General features: G+C 69.2%; 20 protein-coding genes. 9 read left to right on the forward strand and 11 right to left on the reverse strand.

The genetic code is table 11. The features are described from left to right. Positions 1-137: 137 nt before the first annotated feature. Complete coding sequence (locus tag OG912_RS36490; RefSeq protein WP_326734163.1) at positions 138-815, reverse strand: ArsR/SmtB family transcription factor; 678 nt, start codon at positions 813-815, stop codon at positions 138-140. Positions 816-880: 65 nt separating this feature from the next. Here OG912_RS36490 and OG912_RS36495 point away from each other — a divergent pair, with 65 nt between their 5' ends. From OG912_RS36495 to OG912_RS36510, 4 genes are all read left to right on the forward strand, one after another. Continuing rightward, on the forward strand, positions 881-2479 hold the full coding sequence (locus tag OG912_RS36495; protein WP_327713081.1) for an isocitrate lyase/phosphoenolpyruvate mutase family protein: 1599 nt from the start codon (positions 881-883) through the stop codon (positions 2477-2479). A 99-nt stretch (positions 2480-2578) separates the two neighbouring features. Next, on the forward strand, positions 2579-3832 hold the full coding sequence (locus tag OG912_RS36500) for an amidohydrolase (protein ID WP_327713082.1): 1254 nt from the start codon (positions 2579-2581) through the stop codon (positions 3830-3832). Positions 3833-3959: 127 nt separating this feature from the next. After that, the gene (locus tag OG912_RS36505) at positions 3960-5213 is read left to right on the forward strand and encodes a serine hydrolase domain-containing protein (protein WP_443061119.1); all 1254 of its coding nucleotides are present in this window, start codon (positions 3960-3962) and stop codon (positions 5211-5213) included. 126 nt (positions 5214-5339) lie between these two features. Continuing rightward, positions 5340-5789: a spore-associated protein gene (locus OG912_RS36510; RefSeq protein WP_327713084.1), complete on the forward strand. Its 450-nt coding sequence runs from the start codon at positions 5340-5342 to the stop codon at positions 5787-5789. Here OG912_RS36510 and OG912_RS36515 read toward each other — a convergent pair. From OG912_RS36515 to OG912_RS36525, 3 genes are all read right to left on the reverse strand, one after another. After that, positions 5773-5940, reverse strand: a complete 168-nt coding sequence (locus tag OG912_RS36515; protein WP_327713085.1) for a hypothetical protein — start codon at positions 5938-5940, stop codon at positions 5773-5775. The genes OG912_RS36510 and OG912_RS36515 overlap by 17 nt on opposite strands. 31 nt (positions 5941-5971) lie before the next feature. Beyond that, complete coding sequence (locus OG912_RS36520) at positions 5972-6862, reverse strand: LLM class F420-dependent oxidoreductase (protein ID WP_327713086.1); 891 nt, start codon at positions 6860-6862, stop codon at positions 5972-5974. 97 nt (positions 6863-6959) lie between these two features. After that, on the reverse strand, positions 6960-7619 hold the full coding sequence (locus OG912_RS36525) for a class I SAM-dependent DNA methyltransferase (protein ID WP_327713087.1): 660 nt from the start codon (positions 7617-7619) through the stop codon (positions 6960-6962). A gap of 271 nt (positions 7620-7890) precedes the next feature. On the opposite strand from OG912_RS36525, the gene OG912_RS36530 reads away from it, so the two are divergent. The 3 genes from OG912_RS36530 to OG912_RS36540 all read left to right on the forward strand — a co-directional run bounded on the left by OG912_RS36530 (position 7891) and on the right by OG912_RS36540 (position 10832). Continuing rightward, the gene (locus tag OG912_RS36530; RefSeq protein WP_326734156.1) at positions 7891-8061 is read left to right on the forward strand and encodes a hydrophobic protein; all 171 of its coding nucleotides are present in this window, start codon (positions 7891-7893) and stop codon (positions 8059-8061) included. A 671-nt stretch (positions 8062-8732) separates the two neighbouring features. Continuing rightward, positions 8733-10256 (forward strand): catalase, encoded by a 1524-nt coding sequence (locus OG912_RS36535; protein ID WP_327713088.1) that lies wholly within the window; start codon positions 8733-8735, stop codon positions 10254-10256. A gap of 141 nt (positions 10257-10397) precedes the next feature. After that, entirely contained in the window at positions 10398-10832 is a 435-nt protein-coding gene (locus OG912_RS36540) for a glutaredoxin domain-containing protein (protein WP_327713089.1), read from the forward strand. Positions 10833-10948: 116 nt separating this feature from the next. Here OG912_RS36540 and OG912_RS36545 read toward each other — a convergent pair whose 3' ends face one another. The 5 genes from OG912_RS36545 to OG912_RS36565 form a co-directional block, all read right to left on the reverse strand. After that, positions 10949-11953, reverse strand: coding sequence for a MerR family transcriptional regulator (locus tag OG912_RS36545; RefSeq protein ID WP_327713090.1), 1005 nt, complete (start codon positions 11951-11953; stop codon positions 10949-10951). 3 nt (positions 11954-11956) lie between these two features. After that, positions 11957-12628 carry a HEAT repeat domain-containing protein gene (locus OG912_RS36550; RefSeq protein WP_327713091.1) on the reverse strand — a complete coding sequence of 224 codons (672 nt, stop codon included), beginning with the start codon at positions 12626-12628 and terminating at the stop codon, positions 11957-11959. A 116-nt stretch (positions 12629-12744) separates the two neighbouring features. Further along, positions 12745-13650 (reverse strand): NAD-dependent protein deacetylase, encoded by a 906-nt coding sequence (locus OG912_RS36555; RefSeq protein WP_327713092.1) that lies wholly within the window; start codon positions 13648-13650, stop codon positions 12745-12747. A gap of 178 nt (positions 13651-13828) precedes the next feature. Beyond that, a complete protein-coding gene (locus tag OG912_RS36560) occupies positions 13829-17728 on the reverse strand; it encodes a glycoside hydrolase family 2 TIM barrel-domain containing protein (RefSeq protein ID WP_327713093.1) in 3900 nt (1299 codons plus the stop codon). A gap of 297 nt (positions 17729-18025) precedes the next feature. Then, entirely contained in the window at positions 18026-18628 is a 603-nt protein-coding gene (locus tag OG912_RS36565) for a sugar O-acetyltransferase (protein ID WP_327713094.1), read from the reverse strand. Positions 18629-19068: 440 nt separating this feature from the next. On the opposite strand from OG912_RS36565, the gene OG912_RS36575 reads away from it, so the two are divergent. Both OG912_RS36575 and OG912_RS36580 read left to right on the forward strand, forming a co-directional pair. Further along, the gene (locus OG912_RS36575) at positions 19069-19680 is read left to right on the forward strand and encodes a TetR/AcrR family transcriptional regulator (protein WP_327713095.1); all 612 of its coding nucleotides are present in this window, start codon (positions 19069-19071) and stop codon (positions 19678-19680) included. Between the two features lie 45 nt (positions 19681-19725). Beyond that, the gene (locus tag OG912_RS36580; protein ID WP_327713096.1) at positions 19726-20397 is read left to right on the forward strand and encodes an enoyl-CoA hydratase-related protein; all 672 of its coding nucleotides are present in this window, start codon (positions 19726-19728) and stop codon (positions 20395-20397) included. Positions 20398-20499: 102 nt separating this feature from the next. Here OG912_RS36580 and OG912_RS36585 read toward each other — a convergent pair whose 3' ends face one another. Next, positions 20500-21027, reverse strand: a complete 528-nt coding sequence (locus OG912_RS36585; RefSeq protein ID WP_327713097.1) for a tetratricopeptide repeat protein — start codon at positions 21025-21027, stop codon at positions 20500-20502. Between the two features lie 216 nt (positions 21028-21243). Continuing rightward, positions 21244-21729: a potassium channel family protein gene (locus OG912_RS36590; RefSeq protein ID WP_327713098.1), complete on the reverse strand. Its 486-nt coding sequence runs from the start codon at positions 21727-21729 to the stop codon at positions 21244-21246. Positions 21730-21963: the final 234 nt, after the last annotated feature.

Raw genomic sequence — 21963 nt, forward strand, 5'->3', positions numbered from 1 at the left:
CTGGCGGCTGGGGCCGGCTGCCGGCGGGGGTTCCCGTCGCTGTGCTCGATCCTGCCGGGAGAGGCGAGCGCCGTCGATTACCTGGGAGGTAATCCACGGCCGGACCCCCGCCTCGCCGCTTCTTCCCCCGTGCCGCCTCACGTGACCTCCGCTCCCAGCAGTTCCCGGAACGCCTCGGCCCCCACCTCAGTCACCTTCACCGCCCGCCCTGAGCCGATCCGTCGCACCCACTGCCTCTCCAACGCCGTGGCGCACAGGGCCGCTCCCGCCGCTCCGGCCAGATGTGACCGGCGCTCGGTCCAGTCCAGGCAACTCCGCACCAGGGGCCGGCGAGCGCCCTCGGGATGCCGGTAGCCCAGGGCGTCGGCCAGCCAGTCCAGGCCTGCCGGGGTGACGGCCGGCCCGGCATCGTCGGAGACAAGCCCCCGGGAGACCATGGCGTCGGCGAGGGTCACACCCAGTTCACCGGCCAGGTGGTCGTAGCAGGTCCGGGCTCGCGCCTCGGCGCCCGCCTGCACCGATTGGCGCAGGTTCCGCGGTCGGGGGCTGCTCGGGGCGTACGAGGCGACCGCCTCGATCAGGGCAGCCGCCTCCGGGCCGGCCAGTCGCACATAGCGGTGCCGACCCTGCCGCTCCTCGGCCAGGATCCCGCCCTCGACGAGACGGGAGAGCTGCTCGCTCGCGGTGGAAGCGCTGACCCCGGCGCCCCGGGCGAGTTCGCCCGCGGTCCAGGCGCGGCCGTCGAGCAGGGCCTGACAGAAGGTGGCCCGGGTGTGGTCGGCGAGCAGGGCGGCCGTTTCGGAGAGCGAGGACATGCAGCCATGATGCCCCCACAACGGTTCGGACCTCGCCGAACGGTTCCAGCCCTAGCGTCGGAACCATGACGCACACGACGCATGAGTTCGATCGTTTCGAGGACGTACGGTCTGCGCTGGCCGACCCGGCTCTCGTCCCCGACAGGCCCGCCGCGGACGACGGTCCGGCCGGGGCGAGTGTCGCCTGGCTGCGCGCCACAGTGGCCCGGTTCAGCCACGGAGAGCCACACCGCCGGCGGCGGGCTCTGGCCGAGGCCGAGCTGGCCCGTCTGACGCCTGAAGCACTGCGACGGGCGGCCGCCGTGGCGCCCGCGGGAGAGACCCGGGTCAGGGTCGTGCGTACCCTGGCCGAAGCCCTGGGAATGCCGCGGCCCACGGCCGTGGCCGAGGCGGTGATCGTGGTGGCCGGCGTCTACTTCGGTGGTGACGACGCAGCCGCTGACGAAGCAGTGGCCAGGCTGGTGCAGTGGCTGGCGCCACCCCCGTCGAACGAGGCCGCGCTGGAGTCCGCAGCCAACCTCATCGGTCTCCTGCTCCAGGCGTGCGAGGCCACGGCAGCGCTCGTCGATGCCGCTTCCGACAGCGGTGACCTTCCGCTCTCCAGGGTCCTGCGGGACCTGCCGCCGGTACGTGGCATGCGTCGCGTCGCCGTTGGAGCGACCACGGTCAAAGGCCGGGAGATCGCCGGAGGTGACGTGGTGCTCCTCGATCTGGCGACCGCCAACCGCGCACACCCGGTGCCCCTTGCTTTCGGCGCCCCGCCCCGCATCTGCCCCGGCCGGGCCCACGCCCTCGCGCTGACGGACGGGCTGCTTCAGCGCCCCCTCACCCCGTTCGCCCGCCTGCACCACCGGACCGCCCCACTGCTGCTGCCCAACGCCTGGGACTACGCCTCAGCCGCAGCACTGGCAGCCGAGGGCTTTGCCGCCGTGGGCACCACGAGCCTGGGCGTAGCCGCTGCCGCCGGCCTGCCGGACGGGGCGGCCGCGACGTTCGAGGCGACCTTGGCGCTGACTTGCCGCCTGGGAGAGGGCCGTTTCCTGTTCACCGTCGACGCCGAAGGCGGGTTCAGCGACGACGCGCAGGAAGTGGCCGAGATGGCCAGGATCCTGTACGACGCGGGCGCGGCCGGCATCAACCTCGAGGACGGCCGCGCCGATGGCACACTCGCGCCGATGGAAGTGCACGCGGCAAAGATCGCCGCGGTCAAGAGCGCGGTGCCTGCGCTGTTCGTCAACGCACGCACCGACACCCACTGGGCGGCCCGCCAGGAGGACGAGACCGCGACGCGCCTCGCCCTGTACGAACAGTCCGGCGCCGATGGGGTGTTCGTGCCGGGGCTGTCGGATCCGGACGGCATTGCCGAGCTGACCTCGGCACTCGTCGTACCGCTGAACATCCTGTACACACCGACCGGCCCCACGCTCCCCGAACTGGCCGCGCTCGGCGTGCGCAGGGTCAGCCTCGGTTCGCTGCTCTACCGCAGGGCGCTCGCGACGGCTGTGGCCACGGCGACCGCCATCCGGGACGGACGGCCGACGGATGCGAATGCCCCGTCCTATGCCGAGGTTCAGGCACTGGCAGGCGGGCGGCGGGGCCCGTCCGACGTCGCCGGCCCGGGCAACCGGCAGCCAGGGCCGGTCGCTCCGGCATCTGCTCCGTAGTCTGCGCAGGTGGGGGCCGCCCAGGAGGGGCAGGTGTCACCATGCGGTCTGCCGGTCCGGAGGATACGGTGCCCGGACCGGCACGGAGGAGGACGGGACATGGCCAGCAGGGTGACCGAGGGTCTGCCGCTCATACGCGAGGACCTTGCCGACTTCTACCGGGACCTGCACCGCCACCCGGAGTTGTCGCTTCAGGAGACCCGAACTGCGGCTCTGCTGGCGCAGCGTCTGCGGGCCGGAGGATTCGACGAGGTCACCGAGCAGGTGGGCATCACCGGCGTGGTGGGCGTCCTGCGTAACGGGGACGGTCCGGTGGTGATGCTGCGCGCGGACTTCGACGCGCTGCCGGTCGAGGAGAAGACCGGGCTACCCTACGCCAGCACGGTCCGAGCCGTGGACGGGGACGGCCATGAAGTGCCCGTGATGCACGCCTGCGGGCACGACATGCACGCCGTCTGCCTGACGGGCGCCGCCGCTCTGCTCGCCCGAGCGCGCGAACAGTGGAGCGGCACCCTGCTGGTGGTCTTCCAGCCGGCCGAGGAACTGGCCGTCGGCGCCCGCGGAATGGTTGACGACGGGCTGTTCGAACGCTTTCCCACGCCGGACATCGTCCTGGGTCAGCACGTCGGACCCCTGCCGGCCGGATTCATCGGTTACGGCGAGGGGCCGGTGATGGCCGCCGCCGACTCGCTGAACATCACGCTTCACGGCCGGGGCGGCCACGGATCCCGGCCGGAGGCGGCGATCGATCCGGTGCTGATGGCGGCCAACGTCGTCACCCGGCTTCAGGGCATCGTCGCCCGCGAGGTCCCACCGGCAGAGACCGCCGTGGTGACGGTGGGGCGCCTGAAGGCCGGCACCAAGGACAACATCATCCCGGAGACCGCCGAACTGGGCGTCAACATCCGCGCTTTCACCCCGGCCGTACGCGACCTGATCCGTAGCGCGGTGGAGCGCATCGTGGCGGGGGAGTCGCGGACGAGCGGTGCGCAGAAACCGCCGGACTTCACCTGGTTCGCGTCCGCACCCGCTCTCGTCAGCGATCCGGAGGCCACGAAAGCGACCGTGGCGGCGTTCTCCGAACACTTCGGCGCACAGCGGATTCTGCCGATGCCACAGGTGAACGCGAGCGAGGACGTGGGTGTGTTCGGCGAGGCGCTCGGCGTGCCGACGGTGTTCTGGTTCTGGGGCGGGCTGGAGACGGAGCCGACGGTCGCCGCGTTCGCCGAGGGACGTATGGACGAATTGCCGGGCAACCATTCCGCGCTCTTCGCACCGGTCATCGAGCCGACTCTGAGTACCGGCGTGGAAGCGCTGGTCGTGGCCGCGATGACCTGGCTCGGCAAGGCATGACAACGACCACCCGGGAGATCGGCACCCACTCACCCGGACCCGGACCCGCAGCGGGCAGTGAGCCGGCAAGGTCGTCAAGCATGACGTGAACTCCATCAGCATCGGAGGACTCGTCGCTCTCGGCCGGATGGAGCAGAGCCGCGCGCGGGCTGCGCATCGGCGGGCGAAGCTGGACGTTCCACCGCGCTCACGCCTCAGGAGTCCTTCCGTGCTGCTTCCCGGCTTCCCGCAGGTCCGCCTGCCGCTCGTCGCCCTGCTGGCCGCTGCCTGCGTGGCCGGGCCGGTGCATGCCCCGGCCCACGCCGAGGACGCCCCCGCCGACCACAACCGCGCACTGCGAAGGCAGTTGCAGGAACTGACCACCGCGCCCGGCGGGCCGCCCGGTGCGATTGCCGTCCTCAAGCGCGGGTCCCGCACCGAGGTCGTCCGGGCCGGCGTGGCCGAGACACGCACCGGCCGCGCGATCGAGGCCACCGACCACATGCGTATCGCCAGTACGGCCAAGGCGTACAGCGGCGCGGTCTCCCTCCAGCTCGTCGACCGCGGGAAGCTGCGCCTGAACGACACCATCGGCCAGGTGCTTCCCCGGCTGCCGCGCGCCTGGCACCGGGTCACGCTGCGCCAGCTCCTGAACCACACCAGCGGACTGCCGGACTACACCGCAGACCCCGAATTCCTGGACCTGGTGACCGCGAACCCGCGCCGCCACTTCGACTCCCGCCGGCTGGTGGACTTCGTCGCCGCCGAGCCGCTGGTGTTCCGCCCCGGGGCCCGGTATGCCTACTCCAACTCCGACAACATCGCCGTGGCCCTGATGGCGGAGGCAGTGACAGGCCGCCGCTACGAGGATCTGCTCGCCCGGCTCGTGTACCGCCCGCTGGACCTGCGCAGCACCAGTCTGCCGCAGGGCTACCGGATGCCCGAGCCGTACATGCACGGCTACGACGTCACCCCGCCGGACTCGCCCGAGGACCTCAGCGAGGTACTGAGCGCGTCCGGCGTCTGGGCGTCGGGCGGGATCGTCTCGACGCCGAAGGACATGACGGCCTTCATCCGCGGCTACGCCGGCGGGAGGCTGATCTCCGACCGGACACGCCGACAGCAGCTGAACTGGGTGGACGGCGCATCCGAACCCGCAGGCCCGGGGGAGAACAAGGCCGGTCTGGCGATCTTCCGGTACACCACCCGCTGCGGTGTGGTGTACGGCCACACGGGGAACTTCCCGGGCTACACGCAGCTCATCGCAGCCACCCCGGACGGCAAGCGGTCACTGACCTTCTCCCTGACCACCCAGGTCAACAAGACGAACAAACCCGAACTGCTGGAGCGCGTCCGGGCCGTGGAGGAGAACTTCGTCTGCGCGCTGTTGCGCAAGGCGTAACCCGGATGCGGGCGGGACCCGCTTCCCTCGCCGTCGACCTCCGGGCGTATCGGGTACAACCATCCTCCCCGTCCGTGAGTCACATCAAGTGGGAGTATTCCGCTCTCAAAGACATAAGGGGGATAAATGGGAGGCATGCGTAATATCGCGGTCGCCGGGGCGTTGAGCACACTGGTGGTGGGCGCCACGGTCGTGTGCGGAACGGCCGCTTCCGCGGCACCCAACGTCACTCCGCAGGGCGTCTGCGGCAAGGCGTACAAGACCGTCAACTCGGTGCCCGTCGGCTCGCTGGGCACCGTGTATCTGACGTACAACGCCACCAACGGGAAGAACTGCGTTGCGACCATCCGTGCCAACCCGGGCACGGCCAAGGAGATGGCCACGTACATCTACGTGCCCGACACCGACGAGTGGGCCGGGGACTCCGGGAACTACACGTCGTACGCGGGTCCGGCCTACGTCTACGGCAAGGGCCACTGCGTGAGTTGGGGTGGCAGCATCGCCAACGTGTACGTGTCGGTGGACAACTCCAACTGCGCGGCGCGCGTCGAGCGCCGGGTCACCGAGATCCGCTGATCCGGGCCTCCCGAGGCGGTCCGCCGGCCTTGTGGGAGGTGGGATGACGCCGGTCTTCCAGGAGGCCGGCGGGCCGCAGCAGCCGGTCACGGCCGCCACCACGCACCTTCAGGTCGAAGAGGAGCGGGGTGGCGGCCGCGACGATGTCCATGGCCCGGCGGCCCCCTTTCGGCGACCGTCCGCTACAACTCGTCGCCGAAGGCTTCGGCCAGAAGGCGCCATTCGGCTCGTGGCAGGCCCGCGCTGCCCTCGTCGGAGGTGAGCACCTGAAGTGCGACGTGGTCGGCGCCGGCATCGAGGTACTGCCGGGTCCGGGCCTTCACCTGCTCGGCGTCGCCCAGGGCGAAGAGGGATTCGAGGAGACGAATGCTTCCGCCGCCCTCGAAGTCGCTCTCGGTGAATCCCAGGCGCAGCAGGTTGTCGGTGTAGTTGGGCAGGCCGAGGTACCTCGCCAGCATGTTCCGCGCGGTGGTGCGGGCCCGGTCGAGGTCGGTGTCGAGTACCACGGACAGTTCCGGGGCGAGCAGTGCATCGGGCCCGAGTGCCTCGCGGGCCTCCGCCGTGTGTTCGGTGGTGACCAGATAGGGGTGGGCTCCCAGGGCCCGACCGGCCGCGAGCTTCAGCATCTTCGGACCGAGCGCCGCCAGTACCCGATGTCCCGAGTCCACGGGTGGGGCAGCGGAATCCAGTGCGTCGAGGTAGGCGACCATCGCGCTGTACGGTTTCGCGTACTGCGGCACCATCGGGCCGTGGCTGACCCCCAGGCCGAGGACGAACCGGCCGCGGGCGCTCGCGTCGAGCGTCGCGATCCGGGCTGCCACCTCCGCCGCGGTGTGGTTCCAGATGCTCAGGATGCCCGTGGCTACCGTGACCGAACGGGTGGCGGCGACGACAGCGGCCGCGTCGTCGGCAGAGGGGCTGCCCCCGAGCCAGAGCGTGCCGTATCCCAGGTCTTCGAGCTCGGCGACCGCCTCCACGATCGCCGCCTTCCCCGCGTCGTCCGCCCGTGACTGGTGCAGCGCACCGCTCCAGATGCCGACCTGTCCGTACGTCTCACGTGTCTCAGAAGTCATACGGTGATCAACAGCGACGTGCGCCCGCTATTCCCCACATGGCGCGCTGCACGCGGTGCGGGCCCGCGAACCTTCGAGAATGCGGTCATGTGGTCGATCAAACGGCTTCTGGCTGCGCTTTGCGGGCGAGGATCTGAACCTCCTGGAACTGCCGCCGGTCGGTGGGCCGAGGCTCGCGAACCAGTCGGCCCACCTCGGTCAAACCGCATGTGCGCAGCATCGTGGCGAGGTGATCCGGCCACCATCGATAGGCGGGCGCGACGGTGTGATCGAAGACCTGCGTCGGGTGAGACGGATCGTCGCTCGCCGAGAAGCCGATCAGAAGATGGCCGCCGGGTGCCAGCACGCGATGGAACTCATCCAGGATGGGAGGGAGTTCCCGCGGCGGTGTGTGGATGACGGACCAGCGCGCGAGTACGCCGGCCAACGCGCCGTCGGCAATGTTCAGTGCGGACATGGAGCCCACGTCGAACCGCAGGTCGGGATGGGCCTGTCGAGCCAGCTCGATCATCGCGGGAGAGGTGTCAAGGCCAAAAGCTGTCAGGTTCAACTCGTCCAGATGGGCAGTGATATGACCCGGTCCGCACCCGAGGTCCGCGACGTGACCCCCACCCGCACGTACGAGCTCGGCGAAGGCGTCCAGGATCGCGCGGTCCAGGGGGCTGTCGCGCAGCGAGTCGCGGAACAGCTGCGCATAGGTGAGGGCAACAGCGTCGTAAGCCTCGCGAGTGGCGCTGAGGGCATCGTGTTCGACCATGCTCGCGACAGTAGTTCCTGACCCGGAGGCGAAGCGAAGCGATGCGCGGAGTCTCGCCGATCTGCCGGTCCGGTCTGTGGTGGGAGCTCGGCGAGGTCGCCGGCTTCCAGGCCGGAGTGCGGCATATTGGCTTCCGGATTTCCGGAGTCGGAACCGGTGGCGCAGTCGGCCGAACGAGATCTGTTTCCCTTATTTCGAGGAGAGAAACGCTTGATTTCGAGTGCATGGTGGGCGGCGGTCGGGGCACACGATGTTCTGGAGGTTGATAACTATGGTTCCCCTGCTTCTCGTTCTACTGCTCGCTCTCGTTCTTTTCGGTGCCGGATTCGCTCTGAAGGCTTTGTGGATCGTGGCAGTGATCGTGCTGGCTGTCTGGCTGCTCGGCTTCGTCATGCGTTCCGCCGGAGTGGGTGGCCGCCGTGGCCGCTGGTACCGATGGTAGGCATCGGCGACCGGTCAGCGATGCGGGGTGTCTCCGGCGTTCAGCCGGAGACACCCCGCGTTTCGCTGTCCGGGGGAGACCGCACCGGATCCGGCCTGCGCATGGATTCGGCAGCGGATACCCCGGATGGGCATCAGGGAATCCGTACAGGGTTTTCCGTACAGATGTAAAGCGCTGTCGCCCGGTTTGCATCCCGCCGCAGGCGGGCGGAATTCAAAGGGTGTATCCCCACGATTCGATTTCCGCTGGAGGGCGACGCCCTCCAGCGGACCGGACTGGGCGGTCCAGGCCGAAGGCGCAGCTCGCCCGAACGGCGGACGAGCATGGCGAGGAGCGCATAGAGCGTGGAGGCCGGCTCAGGCAGCCGTCGCCCTCCTCCGGTCGCAGCGTGGCGGTGGCGCCGCCCTTGGGATCCGGCCTCTCCGCGCTTCGCCGCCCAGCCCCGTGGTCGGACGGAGACGGGGTTACGAAGAGTGAGTCGGCCGATTCGGGACGAGGGGGACTCCGCGGGCGGCGCGCCTTGCAGGGAGGAGTCGGGCAGAATGGCGAAATATTCCTTTCGTCCATGTTTGGCATCGTTCAATCCGGGCGAAACGAGCCAGCGCGACGCCGTTCCGCTCTTCTGGCGTGACCGGATACGCACTCACAGCAGCACGATGGAGGGCAGCCTGATGACCGACGCTTCACGTGAGCCGACCACCTCCGATTCCGGGGCCCCGGTGGAGAGCGACGAACACTCGCTCACCGTCGGACCGGGCGGCCCGATCCTTCTGCAGGACGCCTACCTGATCGAGCAGATGGCGCAGTTCAACCGCGAGCGGATCCCTGAACGCCAGCCCCATGCCAAGGGCAGCGGAGCCTTCGGGCACTTCGAGGTCACCGGTGACGTCAGCGCCTTCACCAAGGCGGCCGTGTTCCAGCCCGGAACGAGGACCGAGCTGGTGACCCGGTTCTCCACGGTCGCGGGCGAGCGAGGCAGCCCGGACACCTGGCGGGACCCCCGGGGCTTCGCGGTGAAGTTCTACACCAGCGAGGGCAACTACGACATGGTGGGTAACAACACCCCCGTGTTCTTCGTCAAGGATCCGATGAAGTTCCAGCACTTCATCCGGTCCCAGAAGCGCCGCGCGGACAACAACCTGCGCGACCACGACATGCAGTGGGACTTCTGGAGCCTCTCGCCCGAGTCCGCCCACCAGGTCACGTGGCTGATGGGCGATCGCGGGATCCCCCGCAGCTGGCGCCACATGAACGGCTACACCTCCCACACCTACATGTGGATCAATGCGCAGGGTGAGCGTCACTGGGTCAAGTACCACTTCAAGACCGACCAGGGCATCGAGTTCTTCACCCAGCACGAGGCCGACCAGATGGCCGCGGCGGACACCGATTACCACACCCGGGACCTCTTCGAGCACATCCGCGACGGCGAGTTCCCGAGCTGGACCCTGCACGTACAGGTCATGCCGTACGAGGACGCCGCGGAGTACCGGTTCAACCCGTTCGACCTGACCAAGGTGTGGCCGCACAGCGACTATCCGCTGATCGAGGTCGGCCGGATGACCCTGGACCGCAACCCCACCGACAACCACGCAGAGATCGAGCAGGCGGCCTTCCAGCCGAACAACCTGGTCCCCGGCATCGGCCCCAGCCCGGACCGCATGCTGCTGGCCCGGCTGTTCGCGTACGCGGACGCCCACCGCCACCGGATCGGCGCCAACTACCAGCAGCTGACCGTCAACGCACCCGTCGTCCCTGTGAACACGTACTCGAAGGACGGGGCGATGGCGTACCGCAAGACGGCCGATCCCGTCTACGCGCCGAACTCCAAGGGCGGGCCCGCGGCCGATACCGCCCGTTACGGCAGCCCGCCCAGTTGGTACGCCGACGGAGACATCACCCGGGCCGCCTATGTCTCCCACTCCGAGGACGACGACTGGGGCCAGGCCGGCACCATGGTGCGTGAGGTCCTCGACGACGCGGCTCGAGAGCGTCTGGTGGACAACGTCGTGGGCCACCTCCTCAACGGGGTGACAGAGCCCGTTCTGCGACGCGCCTTCGAGTACTGGTCCAACATCGACAAGTCGATCGGCGAGCGGATCGAGCAAGGGGTACGCGCCAAGGCGGACGCGAAGGACCCCAAAGCAACGGAGCAGGGCAACCCCGCACGACGGAACATGCAGGCCAAAGCCTGATGGCGGCCGCGCAGAGCCTCTGCGCGGCCCTCACCGCCTGCGGAATGCGCAGCTGTACGCGGGACGCCGCAAGCGTCCCGCGAAGCCCGCACGAGCGGTCCGGTTCGAAAGCACTTCGGCTCATCGATAGCCTGCGTCATCATGATGCGCTCGTGGATTCTGCCGATGCTTTTCGTGCTCTGCGGCTTGATGGTTGCGACCGGTGTGTTCCTCGGGGGAAGCTCCGGGGAAGGCGCAGCGATTCTGTTGATGTTCGTGCTGCTCGCAGCCGTGAACTCGTCCCTGATCTTCCCGAGATCAATCGGCGCGCAGGAGGCGCAACGCCGCAGCGCGGCCGACGGCAGGCCGGTCATCTTCTGGCGGCCGGGGTGCACGTACTGCCTGCGACTGCGCACCCGGCTGGGTCGCAGCGCCCGCCGAGCGCACTGGGTCGACATCTGGCGTGACCCGGCTGGAGCGGCGGTGGTGAGAGAAGCGTGCGACGGCAATGAGACCGTGCCAACGGTCTTCGTGGGGGGCCGGCCGCACATCAATCCCGATGTTGAATGGGTACGCGGACAGATCTCCTCGCAGTGATCGGGCGTGATGCCGGGTCGGGTGTCCCGGACCCGGCCTTGACCCGTCAGGCCGGAACCGGCGAGTAGTCTGCGCCGGTCCGGGGCGGCTTCGCCTCCTCCCACCGGAGGGGCATGTCAGCCCGCGTCGCGTCGCTGAAGAAGGTACGTCGCGGTCAGCGCAACGGCACGGTCCTCGTCATGCGACAACTCCACCAGTGCACGTGACGCCGTTGCCCCCGGGACGGCGGCCAGCGCCTGGGTCAGCCGTCCACGCGCAGGGGCCTGTGCGGTGTCCCGGGCGAGGCGGTCGACGAGCCCGGTCGCGATCTCATCCGCCGTTGTGGTGTCGCTCGCCAGAAGGCTCAGCGCATCAGCCGCATCGGTGTCGTTCTCTCCTTCCACGATCATGTCGATGAGCGTCGGGACCAGATCGGCTGCTCCACGTGCCCCGAGTGCCAGAGCCGCATACCTGCGGACCACGATGTCGGGGTTTGCGAGGGCCTGTCGCAGCTGGGCAGTTGCCTCCTCCCCAGGCATCTCGGCGAGGGACCGAACCGCACGTTCCCGCACCGCGGCCACCGGTGCGGCGAGGCCCTCCGCCAGCAGCGCCGAGCCGTCGTCGCCCGATCGCGCCAGTGCCCATCGGAGAGCTCCGGCAACGTTCGGATCCGTCTCGCTCAGCGCCGCCTCCACCAGGGCCTCCACGGGCACCGGAATCTCGTGGACCGAGGAAAGGGCAGCGCGTTGGCGTACGCCGGCGCTCTTGGAACCCAGTGCCTGGAGGAGCGCGACCGCCTGGAGGACGTCCTCCCAGCGGGCGGGGTTCGCGGTATCGATCCGGCGCAGCCGCGTGAGCAGCTCGGTCTCGGCATCGATGCGTTCGCGCGTCTGACGGATGAGGTCGCCGACGAGCTCCGAGGGCATGAAACCGGGATCGTCGAGCGCGCGCCCGATCTCACGGAGTGACAACCCCAGCGACCGCAGGCTCTCGACATGGAAGATTCGCCGGATGTCCTCCCCGGAGTACTCCCGGTATCCGGAGCCCGTACGACCGGAAGGCCGTAGCAGGCCGAGCGACTCGTAATGCCGGAGCATGCGGGCACTGACCCCGGACCGTCGCGCCACCTCACCGATCAACACGTCCTATCGTCCCTCCTGGCCCGGCCCGCCGAGAGCCACGACGCGCTTGGCCTCCTCGACCGCGAACTCGAATCCGGCATCCGGGTCCCGCAGCATGCGCTGTGTGGCGAGCGCGTGTACCCGCACCTGCGCATCAGGGACAGCCGTCGCCGTACGGAGCGTAGGCACAACAGCTTCGCCCAGGGCGATCAGCGCGCGGCTGAGACTCAGCTGCGTCTCCCGCCCGCCGCGTCCCAGTTGCGTCGCCAGAGCCGCGGCCAGAGCGGACTCCTCGCCTTCCGGTACGAGCACGACCGCGGCGCGCCAGGCGCTGCGTGCCACCTCCGGGTCGGCGTCGGACAGCAGCGACCGTGTGACCGCCGGCCACGCCTGCCGGTCCCCGACCTTGGACAGCGTATGCAGCGCCTGGCTCCGCGCCTGCGCACGCTCCGAACGGACTTCGCGAAGCAGCCGGGGGAGTGTGACGGCCACCGGGTGGCGCGTGAGGGCCCAGGTCAGCATGTCGCGGACGAAGAATTCGGGCTCGATCGCGCATCGCTCGATGAGCGTGTCGACAAAGCGTGGATCAGGTGTCGTGCCGAGCTCCAGAGCAGCCCGCAGTCGCACGGACGAACGGCCGTCCTCCAGCCCCTGGAGCGCTCGGATCGCAGCCGTGTCCCGTTTCGTGATCGTCATCCGGACCACCTCCTCGGCAAGCAGTGAAGGCCCTGTCACTGTGTCAAGGTCAAGCCTGCCCGCCACCGCATCCCCCGCCGGACGGCGTCACCGGGAGCCCGGATTCCGCCACCCGTCTATGCGGGGTCTGCCGCCTCGTCGTCGGCAGGGATGCCCAGTTGGCCGGCCACGGTGGTGAGAGCCGTTCCCAGCGGGAGCGCGATGCGAGTGACGGCGTGCCGGTCGCCCCGGGTCAGGTCCCGATTGACGATCAGCACCGCCTTTCCGGCCTGGGCCGCCTGGCGGACGAACCGGAGCCCGGACATGACCGTCAGTGAGGATCCCAGGACAAGCAGTGAGGCCGCTTCATGAACCAGTTCGCGGCAGTGCTCGACCCTGGACGGGGGCACGGCTTCGCCGAAGAACACCACGTCCGGCTTGAGGACACCGCCGCAGACGCTGCAGGACACCACCCGGAAGTCCCCGACCTGCTCGTCGGTGAGGTCGGCGTCGCCGTCCGGATTGATCGCAGCGGCCACCGGATCGAAACCCGCATTCGCCTCCTCCAGCCGGCGCGCGAGTTCGCGGCGCGAGCTGAACGCCTTGCAGGAAAGGCAGACGACCCGGTCCAGGCTTCCGTGGAGTTCCACGACGTCCTTGCTGCCTGCGGCCTGGTGCAGACCGTCGACGTTCTGGGTGATCACACCCGCGAGCAGACCGTGCCGCTCGAACGCGGCCACGGCCCGGTGCCCGGCGTTGGGGCGGGCACGGCCGAAGGTACGCCAGCCGAGGTGGCTGCGCGCCCAGTACCTGCGACGGGCCTGGGCGCTGCCGGTGAAGTCCTGGTAGGTCATAGGAGTGTGCCGGCTCAGGCTCCCGCCCTCGCCCCGGTAGTCGGGGATGCCCGACTCCGTGGAGATACCGGCCCCGCTGAGCACCAGCACACGGCCGGTGCCCAGTGCATCGGCGACCGGCGCCAGGTCCGTGGTGGCGGGGGGCATGTCTTCGGTGGGGGACCAGCTCAGAGTGGGGCGCATGCGCATGCCTCCAGGGTACGGAACCAGGCGGCGATCACTTTCGCGCGCCGTCGGTGACCCCACTCCTGCTGCGCGAGGAAGCCGGGCAAGGCAGGGGCCGTGGCCTCTCTTGCGCGGAACCGCCCGGGTGAGGTGCCGGGACCCGCCCGCCGGCGGACGGGTCCCGGCACCTCACCCGGGGCGGCTACCCCACCGCAGTCGGCCGGCGTGACAGGCCCGTGGCTTCCCGTACATCCGTGAGGGGACGCAGCCGGTAGGTGTACGTGTAGTCCCGGTCGGCCGGCAGCTTGTACGCGTCGTGCGTATGCGCGCCCCAGCTGTTGTCGCCGCCGACGCCCATCTGCCGGTGGTTGACCCGCAGGATCACCTCATCACGGGGCGTGAGCTGGTAGTCGTGGCGAGCGCCCACGGACAGGTCCTCCGGAGTGAAGTGCGAGGCGTTGACCTCCAGGAGCCCGTCGCCGCTGACGAGCAGGCCGCGACCGTGCCGGTCGGTGAGCGCCGCCCAGCGGACATCGGTCTTGTTCCCGTTCTCCTGCGGCCGCAAGTACGGGCTCCACTGACCGGTGACGGTCCCGGACCAGCGCCCCACGTCCGTACCGTCCTTGCGGTCCCAGTGACTCTCCTCGGGGCCGCGGCCGTAGTAGTCGAGCCGCTCCAGCGCCGCGGGCAGGTGCAGGATCGTGCCGATCTCGGGGATGTACGGAAGGGACGGCGCGCCCGGGGTGAGAGTGTTGTCGACCTTGATCTCGCCGTTGCCGAAGACGGTGAAGATCGTGGCGTACGCCGAGGTGGTGCTCGTCGGGAGGGTGCCCCTGACCGTGATCTCGACCGCGTGCCCGTCGATCCCTCGCTCCGTCACCTCGGTCACCGTGCGCCGCGCGCCCGCGTCCCGCCAGGTCTGGTTGCGGGTGTGCTGGCCGTTTCCGTGGTCGTTGTCGGTCGGGGCACGCCAGAAGTTGGGAACCGGGCCGGAATCGACGAGCTTCGTGCCGTTCGCCTCGTACGAGGTGATGACTCCGGTCGACTTGTCGATGACGACCTCGAACCCGCGGCCGGTGACGGTGACTTCGGTGTCACCGCTCCGGTACGACAGCTTCGGCACCTGGGTGAACGGAACTGGCTCGACCGCGGGGATGTCCACGTCGAGGGGCAACTGCACCCGCGCCACCTCGAAGCCGGCGTCGGCCCACGGCGTGCTCTCCTTCGTCGTGAAGGACAGCTGGAGGAAGTACTCGGCCCCGGGCGCGGGATTGTCGGGCAGTTCCACGGGCAGCGTGACGGGTTTGCTGCTCATCGGCGCCACATCGAGTTGGTCGCGGCCGAACGTGCCGCGCCGCACCGTCTTGCCGTCGGCCGAAAGTTCCCAACTGCCATTGTATGAACGTAGGTTGGTGAAGAGGTTGTCGTTCGTCAGGGTGATCTCGCCGGGCGCCGCCCCATCCGTACGGACCGCACGGATCGTCTGGTGGATCCGTTTGACCTGGGCCGCCTTGCCGGTGTGGCGGCGGTCGGGCAGGACGATGCCGTCACCGGCGAAGGCGCCGTCGTTGGGATTGTCGCCCCAGTCGCCGCCGTAGGCGTGGAAGGTCTTCGCCCGGGCCTTCTTCTGCTCGTACCGGGCCGTCCGGGCGTCGAACCAGAAGCGCACGCCGTCGTCGCCGGGACCGCGGCGGTCGTCGGCGAGTTCGGCAGCCTTCAGGGCGCGCGCGTACACCCGGGCCCGACGGATCGTCCCGCTGAACTCCCGTGTCGGGTTCTCCACCTCACCGGCGAGCGAGAGCGACGCGGTGTTGCTGCTGGGCCTCCGGTCGGTGTTCTTCGTGGCCTTGGCCTCGCCGTCCACGTACAGGGTCAGCGTTCCCGCGTCCGCGTCGAAGACGCCGGCGATGTGATGCTCCGTGTCGGTCCAGCCGTCGTCAGGAGTCGTCCAGGAGGTGGCGATCCACTGCCCGTTCGCGTAGATGTAGAACTCCAGGCCCTTGTCGGCCTGCTTGAGCGCGTACTGGGTGTCGCCCTTGGCCAGGATCGGCTGGTGGAAGCCGCGGACGTGCGGGGTCATCCACGCTTCGAGTGTGAGCGAGCCGGTCAGGTCGAGCCGGTCGTCCCGCTCGAAGACGGTCGCGCCGCTCACGCCGTGCTCCGGGGCGAACGACCCTGACGGGTTGATGACTTCACCCTTCAGTCCGGCGGGGCCGGTCTCCGTGAGCAGCTTGCGCGTCGGTGTCGGCCAGCTGAGTGCCTGGTCGACGAAGTCCCAGATCCAGCCGCCCTGCAGGACGTCGTAGCGGCGGATGACGTCCCAGTACTCGTTGAAGTTGCCGGTGGAATTGCCCATCGAGTGGGCGTACTCGATCATCACGTAGGGCCGGGTGTCGGAGGTGTCCTTCGCCCGGGCCTCGATGCGGCTCGGAGACTCGTACATCTTGGAACGGATGTCGCTGGTGGCGGGCCCGTCGTCGCCCTCGTACTGGATGACGCGGGTCGGATCGTAGGAACGGATCCAGTCGCGCATGGCCCGGAAGGAAGAACCGGAACCGGCCTCATTGCCGAGCGACCAGATGACGACACAGGCGTGGTTCTTGTCGCGGTGGACCATGTTCTGCGCACGGTCCACGCACGCTTCTGTCCAGTCGGCGCGGCTGGCCGGGTACTGGTCGCGGACGCCGTGCGTCTCCAGATTGGTCTCGCCGACGAGATAGAGACCGCACTCGTCTGCGAGCTCCAGCCAGAGCGGGTTGTTGGGGTAGTGCGAGGTGCGGACCGAGTTGATGTTCAGTCGCTTGATGAGCGTGATGTCGTCGACCAGATCGGTGCGGCTGAGAGCCGAACCACGTTCCGGATGCATCTCGTGGCGGTTGGTGCCGCGGAAGGTGACCGGCTGCCCGTTGATGCGCATCAGGCCGTCCGTGAGCGCGAACTCGCGCAGACCGACTCGGTGCGAGAGCGTCTCCACGACCTTGCCGGAGGGGTCGCGGAGCTGGAGGACGGCGGTGTACAGGTACGGGTCCTCGGCGGACCACAGCCGTGGTGAGGGAACGGCCCGTGCACCCTTGACGGTGGCCTCACCGTCGGTCGGAGTCGCGCGCAGGGCCAGCGGCCGCGCCCACACCGCGTGACCGCCGGAGTCGTAGAGCTGCGTCTCCACCGTGTAGGCAGCTCCGCCGGCGTCGCCCGCATAGTCCCGGACCTGCGCGGTGACCGACAGCTCGGCCGTGGTGAACCCGTCCCCGAGCGGGGTGTCGAGCTTGAAGTCCCGCACATGGACGCCGGGCGTCGAGTACAGATACACCGACCGGAAAATGCCGCTCAGCCGGATCATGTCCTGGTCCTGCAACCAGTCGCCGTCGGAGTAGCGGTAGACCTCGACGGCGATGTGGTTGGTGCCGTTTTTCAGGTACGGGGTGATGTCGTACTCGGCGGGGGTGTACGAGTCCTCGTGGTAGCCCGTCAAATGACCGTTGATCCATACGTAGTGGGCGGACTTGACGCCCTCGAAGTGCAGGAACGTACGCCGGTCCGCCCAGTCCTTCGGCACGGTGAAGGTGCGCCGGTACTGGCCGACGGGGTTGTACCGGGTCGGTGCGGCCGGCGGCTGGGCATCCTCGCCGAGTCCGTTGGGACCCCACCACGGGTAGGTGATGTTGATGTAGATCGGGTAGTCATGGCCGTGCAGCTGCCAGGCCGAGGGGACCGGGGTGGTCTCCCAGCCGGAGTCGTCGAGGTCGGTGCGGTAGAAGTCCTGCTGCTTGTCGGCGGGCCGGTCCACGTACGCGAACTTCCATGGGCCGTCGAGGCTTTGACGCCACGGGGACGTGGTGCGGTCGGCGGCGAGAGCCTGCCGCAGGTTCGCGTACGGCATGAGAGTGGTGTGCGGCGGCTCGGTGCCGAGCCGGAAGACGTCGATGTGCCCGTTCCACTCGTCGCGGTCGGCCGGGATGTCGCCGGCGGCGGCGAAGGCGGGGGTCCCCGGCAGATAGCCGGACAGCGCAAGTCCGCCGAGCACGGCAGCGCCCGCTTCGAGGAGACGGCGGCGGCTCACGTAATTGGGGTGGGGGTGGGGGGTCGGGTTCGAGTGTGGCATGGCGGGGCCTTCCTCGGGTGCCGATACGTGCAACTGGTGTGGCGGATAACACCTGTTGAGACGCACCCACCCTAGAAAGGGAACACAACCAACACAATGACAACGTCAGATTTTGTTGTTTTCTGACGGTGGCGCCCTGGGGTGGACCGAACCGGCCGACGCTGCCTCGACCGCTCCGGCCACGGTCGCAGCAACGGCTCGATCGTCGCCCGCAACGCGTCGTCCATGATCCATGGTCGAGTTCCACGCCATACGAATGGCCGAATCGGCCCATGGTGTTGCGCGGCCGAGGAGGCCCTAGTGTCCGGCAGTGCGTGTGGTGAGGTCCTCGTCAGTGATGTGGCGGACCACCCGGCAAGGTGTGCCGAGTGCGACGGTCATGGGGGGAATGCTGCGGCTGACGACGCTTCCTGCGCCGATGACCGATCCATATCCGATTCGGACGCCGGGCAGGACGACCACGTTGCTGCCGATCCATACCTTGTCCTCGATCACGATCGGCTCGGAGTAGCGTCCGAAGTCGGCCCGGCGCGCAGGGTGCACCGGATGTCCCGTCGTGGTCAGTGTCACGCTGGGGGCGATCATGACGTCGTTGCCTATGCGGATGTCCACGTCATCGACAAACGTCAGGTTCACGTTGCCGAAGAAGTCGTCGCCGATATGGACGTTGCTGCCGAACCCGGCGTGGAACGGCGGCAACAGCACCGTGCGTTCACCGAGCGAGCCGAAGATCGCAACAAGAAGTGAATGACGCCTCTCCGCTTCGCGCGGAGGCGTTTGGTTGTACTCGAAGATCTCTTCCGTGCGCCGCCGGGAGTTCTGAAACGCAGCTTCCGACTCGGTGTAGACGAGCCCCTTGGCGATCCGGGCGAGCACTTCCTCGTTGCGTGTATCCCCCACGGCGGGACACTCCCTTGTCCGGTTCCTCGGGCACAGGATTGACGTGCCCCTGATCGACTGCGCTCAGAGCCTATGCGGAGAACTCGGCCACCGGCGTAGGCGGCCGGCTGTCGCTCCACCTCCCGGACGGTACCGAGGTGAGCCCCGAGATCGTCGCGGTCCACGGCCGGGGTCTCGGCCTGGCCGCAGCGGCCATGGACCGGACGTCCCTGGCCCGGCATGTCACCTCGGGCTTCGACAACACGCTGCTGGTACGCGGCGGCCCGCGGTGCTCGTCGGCGCCACCCGGCGCCAGGTGCTCCGTTGGGGGCCGGCCTGCTGGTCCCAGCGGTAAATGATCACCACGACCCCTCTTGAATGTTCTATGCCATAACCCATAAGTTACTAACAGGTAGCTCGCGCGGGGCGGGCCGCATCGGCATCGGGAAGCGGGGGAGCGGGTGAGCCCGCGCAGGAGTGACAGCCGTGACCAGATGATCCTCAGCGCCGCTGTGCTGTTGCGTGAACACGGGGCGAGCGCCACGAGTATCGACCGGGTGCTCGCCCACAGCGGAGCTCCCCGAGGCTCGGTCTATCACCACTTTCCCGGCGGGCGGGTGCAGCTCATCGGCGAGGCGGTGGCACTGGCGGGGGACTTCATCACGGGCCTGATCGATGCCGCCGTGCAGGCGGACGATCCGGTGGACGCCGTCGATGCGTTCTTCGTGCTGTGGCGCGACCGGCTCGTCGGCAGTGGTTTCCGGGCCGGCTGTCCGATCGTGGCGGTGGCCGTCGAGACCAACGACGACGCACCCCAGCTCGCCCGCTTGGCCGCCGCGGTCTTCGCCCGCTGGCAGGAGGCGCTCGCAGCCCTCTTCGTCCAGCACGGCCTGACCGAGGAACGCAGCCGCCGGCTCGGTGCGTTCGTCGTCGCCGCGGTCGAAGGCGCGGTGATCATGTGCCGGGCCGAACAGAGCACCGCTCCGATCGAGGCAGCAGCCGCCGAGATCCACGACCTGCTCCTCCACGCCCTGCGTGACCGCTCAGGGGCCGAACCACGACCCCGGTCGTAGTCCGCAGCCACCTCATCCAGCCAGCTCAGCTTTGAAGGAGTCGCCATGGCCTCGCTCGACCGTCAGGACAACGTCTTCGTTCTCGACCTCGGAGACGGAGAGAACCGCTTCCACCCCGACTGGCTCACCGCCGTCGGCGCCGCGCTCGATGAGGTGGAGAAGGCGGAAGGCCCCCGCGCCCTGGTCACCGCCGCCACCGGCAAGTTCTACTCCAACGGGCTCGACCTGGACTGGCTGTTCGCCCACGCCGATCAGCATCAGGACTACGTCGTCTCCGTCCACGAGCTGTTCGCCCGGATGCTGTCGCTGCCGGTCGTCACGGTGGCCGCTCTGCAGGGGCACACCTTCGCCGCCGGCGCGATGTTCTCCCTCGCCCACGACTTCCGCGTCATGCGTGCCGACCGTGGCTACTGGTGCCTGCCCGAGGCGGACATCAACATCCCCTTCACTCCCGGCATGGCCGCACTCGTCCAGTCCCGGCTGGCCCCGCAGACCGCGCACAAGGCCATGCTCACAGCCCACCGCTACGGCGGATCCGACGCCGCAGCCGTCGGCATCGTCGACCAGGCGGTCAGCGAGGACGCCGTGCGCTCCACCGCGATCGAGATCGCCCAGGCGCAGGTGAACAAGGCCGGCGACACCCTCGGGACGATCAAGGCCCGGATGTACGCCCCGGCCCTGGCCACCCTGCGCGACACCACCGACCCGCTCGGCTGATCTGCACCTTCCGAACCCCACCACCCCGCGCCCCGGGGCGTATTGACTCCGGGGGCGGGGGCCGGCCGGGCCGTCCACGAACCGGGCCGAGGGGGGTGCTTCCTATTCGGGACGGCCGTCGGCGAGCCACTGGGCCAGACCGCGCAACCCGACCGCCCACCGCCCGAGGTCGGTGACCCCCGCGTGTCCGGTGACGACGGTGAGCAACTCAGCCACCGCCTCGTCCGTCCGCTGGGCGTCGTTGAGGGTCAGGGCGCGGAAGACGCGTACGGATTCGGAGTCGGGGAATTCCCGGCGGGCGCGTTCCAGCACCGCCAGGGACTCGTCCAGTTCGCCCAGCCACCGCAGGGTGCTGGCGTACTGGCACAGGCACCGGCGCAGGACGTCACCGCCGAGGCCGAGGGCGAGCGCCCGCTCGTAGTAGCCGCGGGCGGTCTCCTCCTGGCCCGCGGTGTCGTAGGCGCCACCGACCTCGTACACGAGGACCGGGTGGTCGGGGAGTTCGGCGAGCAGCGACTGGAAGTAGGCGATCGTCGGCGCCATGTTCGCCCGGTCGCGCCGGTCGTAGCCGCGCTGGATCGCCTCGGCCAGTTCAGGCGTCACGTCGGTGGTCATTGCTGCAGCCCCCATGCGTACGAGCCTGAAGATCAATTCACCCTAGCGCAGCCTCGTCGGTGTCGGACCGTCCCGGACAGGGTCGGCAACGAGGCAGGCCGCCCGAACAGCTTCGGCAGGCAGAGTGGTCCTTTCCGGTGCACGGGCACACTCAGTGCTTGGGCCTCGTGCAGGGACCGGTCCACAGGCCCGTCGTCGCCCACCTCCACGGCGGGCGCGGAAGCGGTCTGGTCATTCGTCGCTGCGACGATCCAGCAACTGCTCGACGCGGTCGAACCTCTGGTGCAGGACCCGCAACTCCGAGCTGACCGCATCCTCGCCCTCGCGGGTGTAGCGGCGTACGGCCGTGCCGAGCTCATGGGCCTCCTTCTGCGCACGGCCGACGAACCAGGTGGCGATGGCCGCTGTGATGATGCCGAAGGCGGTGATCCCGGCCAGCATCGTCACGGAGGCGATGACCCGGCCCCAAGCGGTCACCGGATACAGATCGCCGTACCCGACCGTCGTCGCCGTCTCGACGGACCACCAGATCGCCTTGGGATACGAGGTGATGTTGGCGCCTGCCGCGCCTCTCTCGGCCGGCACGACCAGCGCCGAGCCGGCCAGCAGAACAGCGGCGGTCGCCGACGTGACGCCCAGCGCGGCGCGGAAGTGCAAGGCGCGCCACCGCGGGTCGCTCAGGAGACGGCCGACCAGTTGGAAGAACGATTGCTGCACGGGCAGATCCCCTGGGCCGACATGAGGGAAGCGTTTCGGCGACGCTACCCGCGCGATCGGGCGGCGGCGGCTCGACACACCCCGGGAAGCGGTCAGGACCGCCGGCTTCCGGAGACGGTCGGCGCGTCACCCTGTCCGGCGGGAGCGTCGGCCCGGATCCATGTGTGTCGCGCCTCGGCTCGGTCGGGCGTGCCGACGGGGCCGGAAAGGGCCGGGGCGCCCGCTGGTAAACTG

Origin of the sequence: Streptomyces sp. NBC_00464 (assembly GCF_036013915.1) — a bacterium.
Classification (GTDB): domain Bacteria; phylum Actinomycetota; class Actinomycetes; order Streptomycetales; family Streptomycetaceae; genus Streptomyces.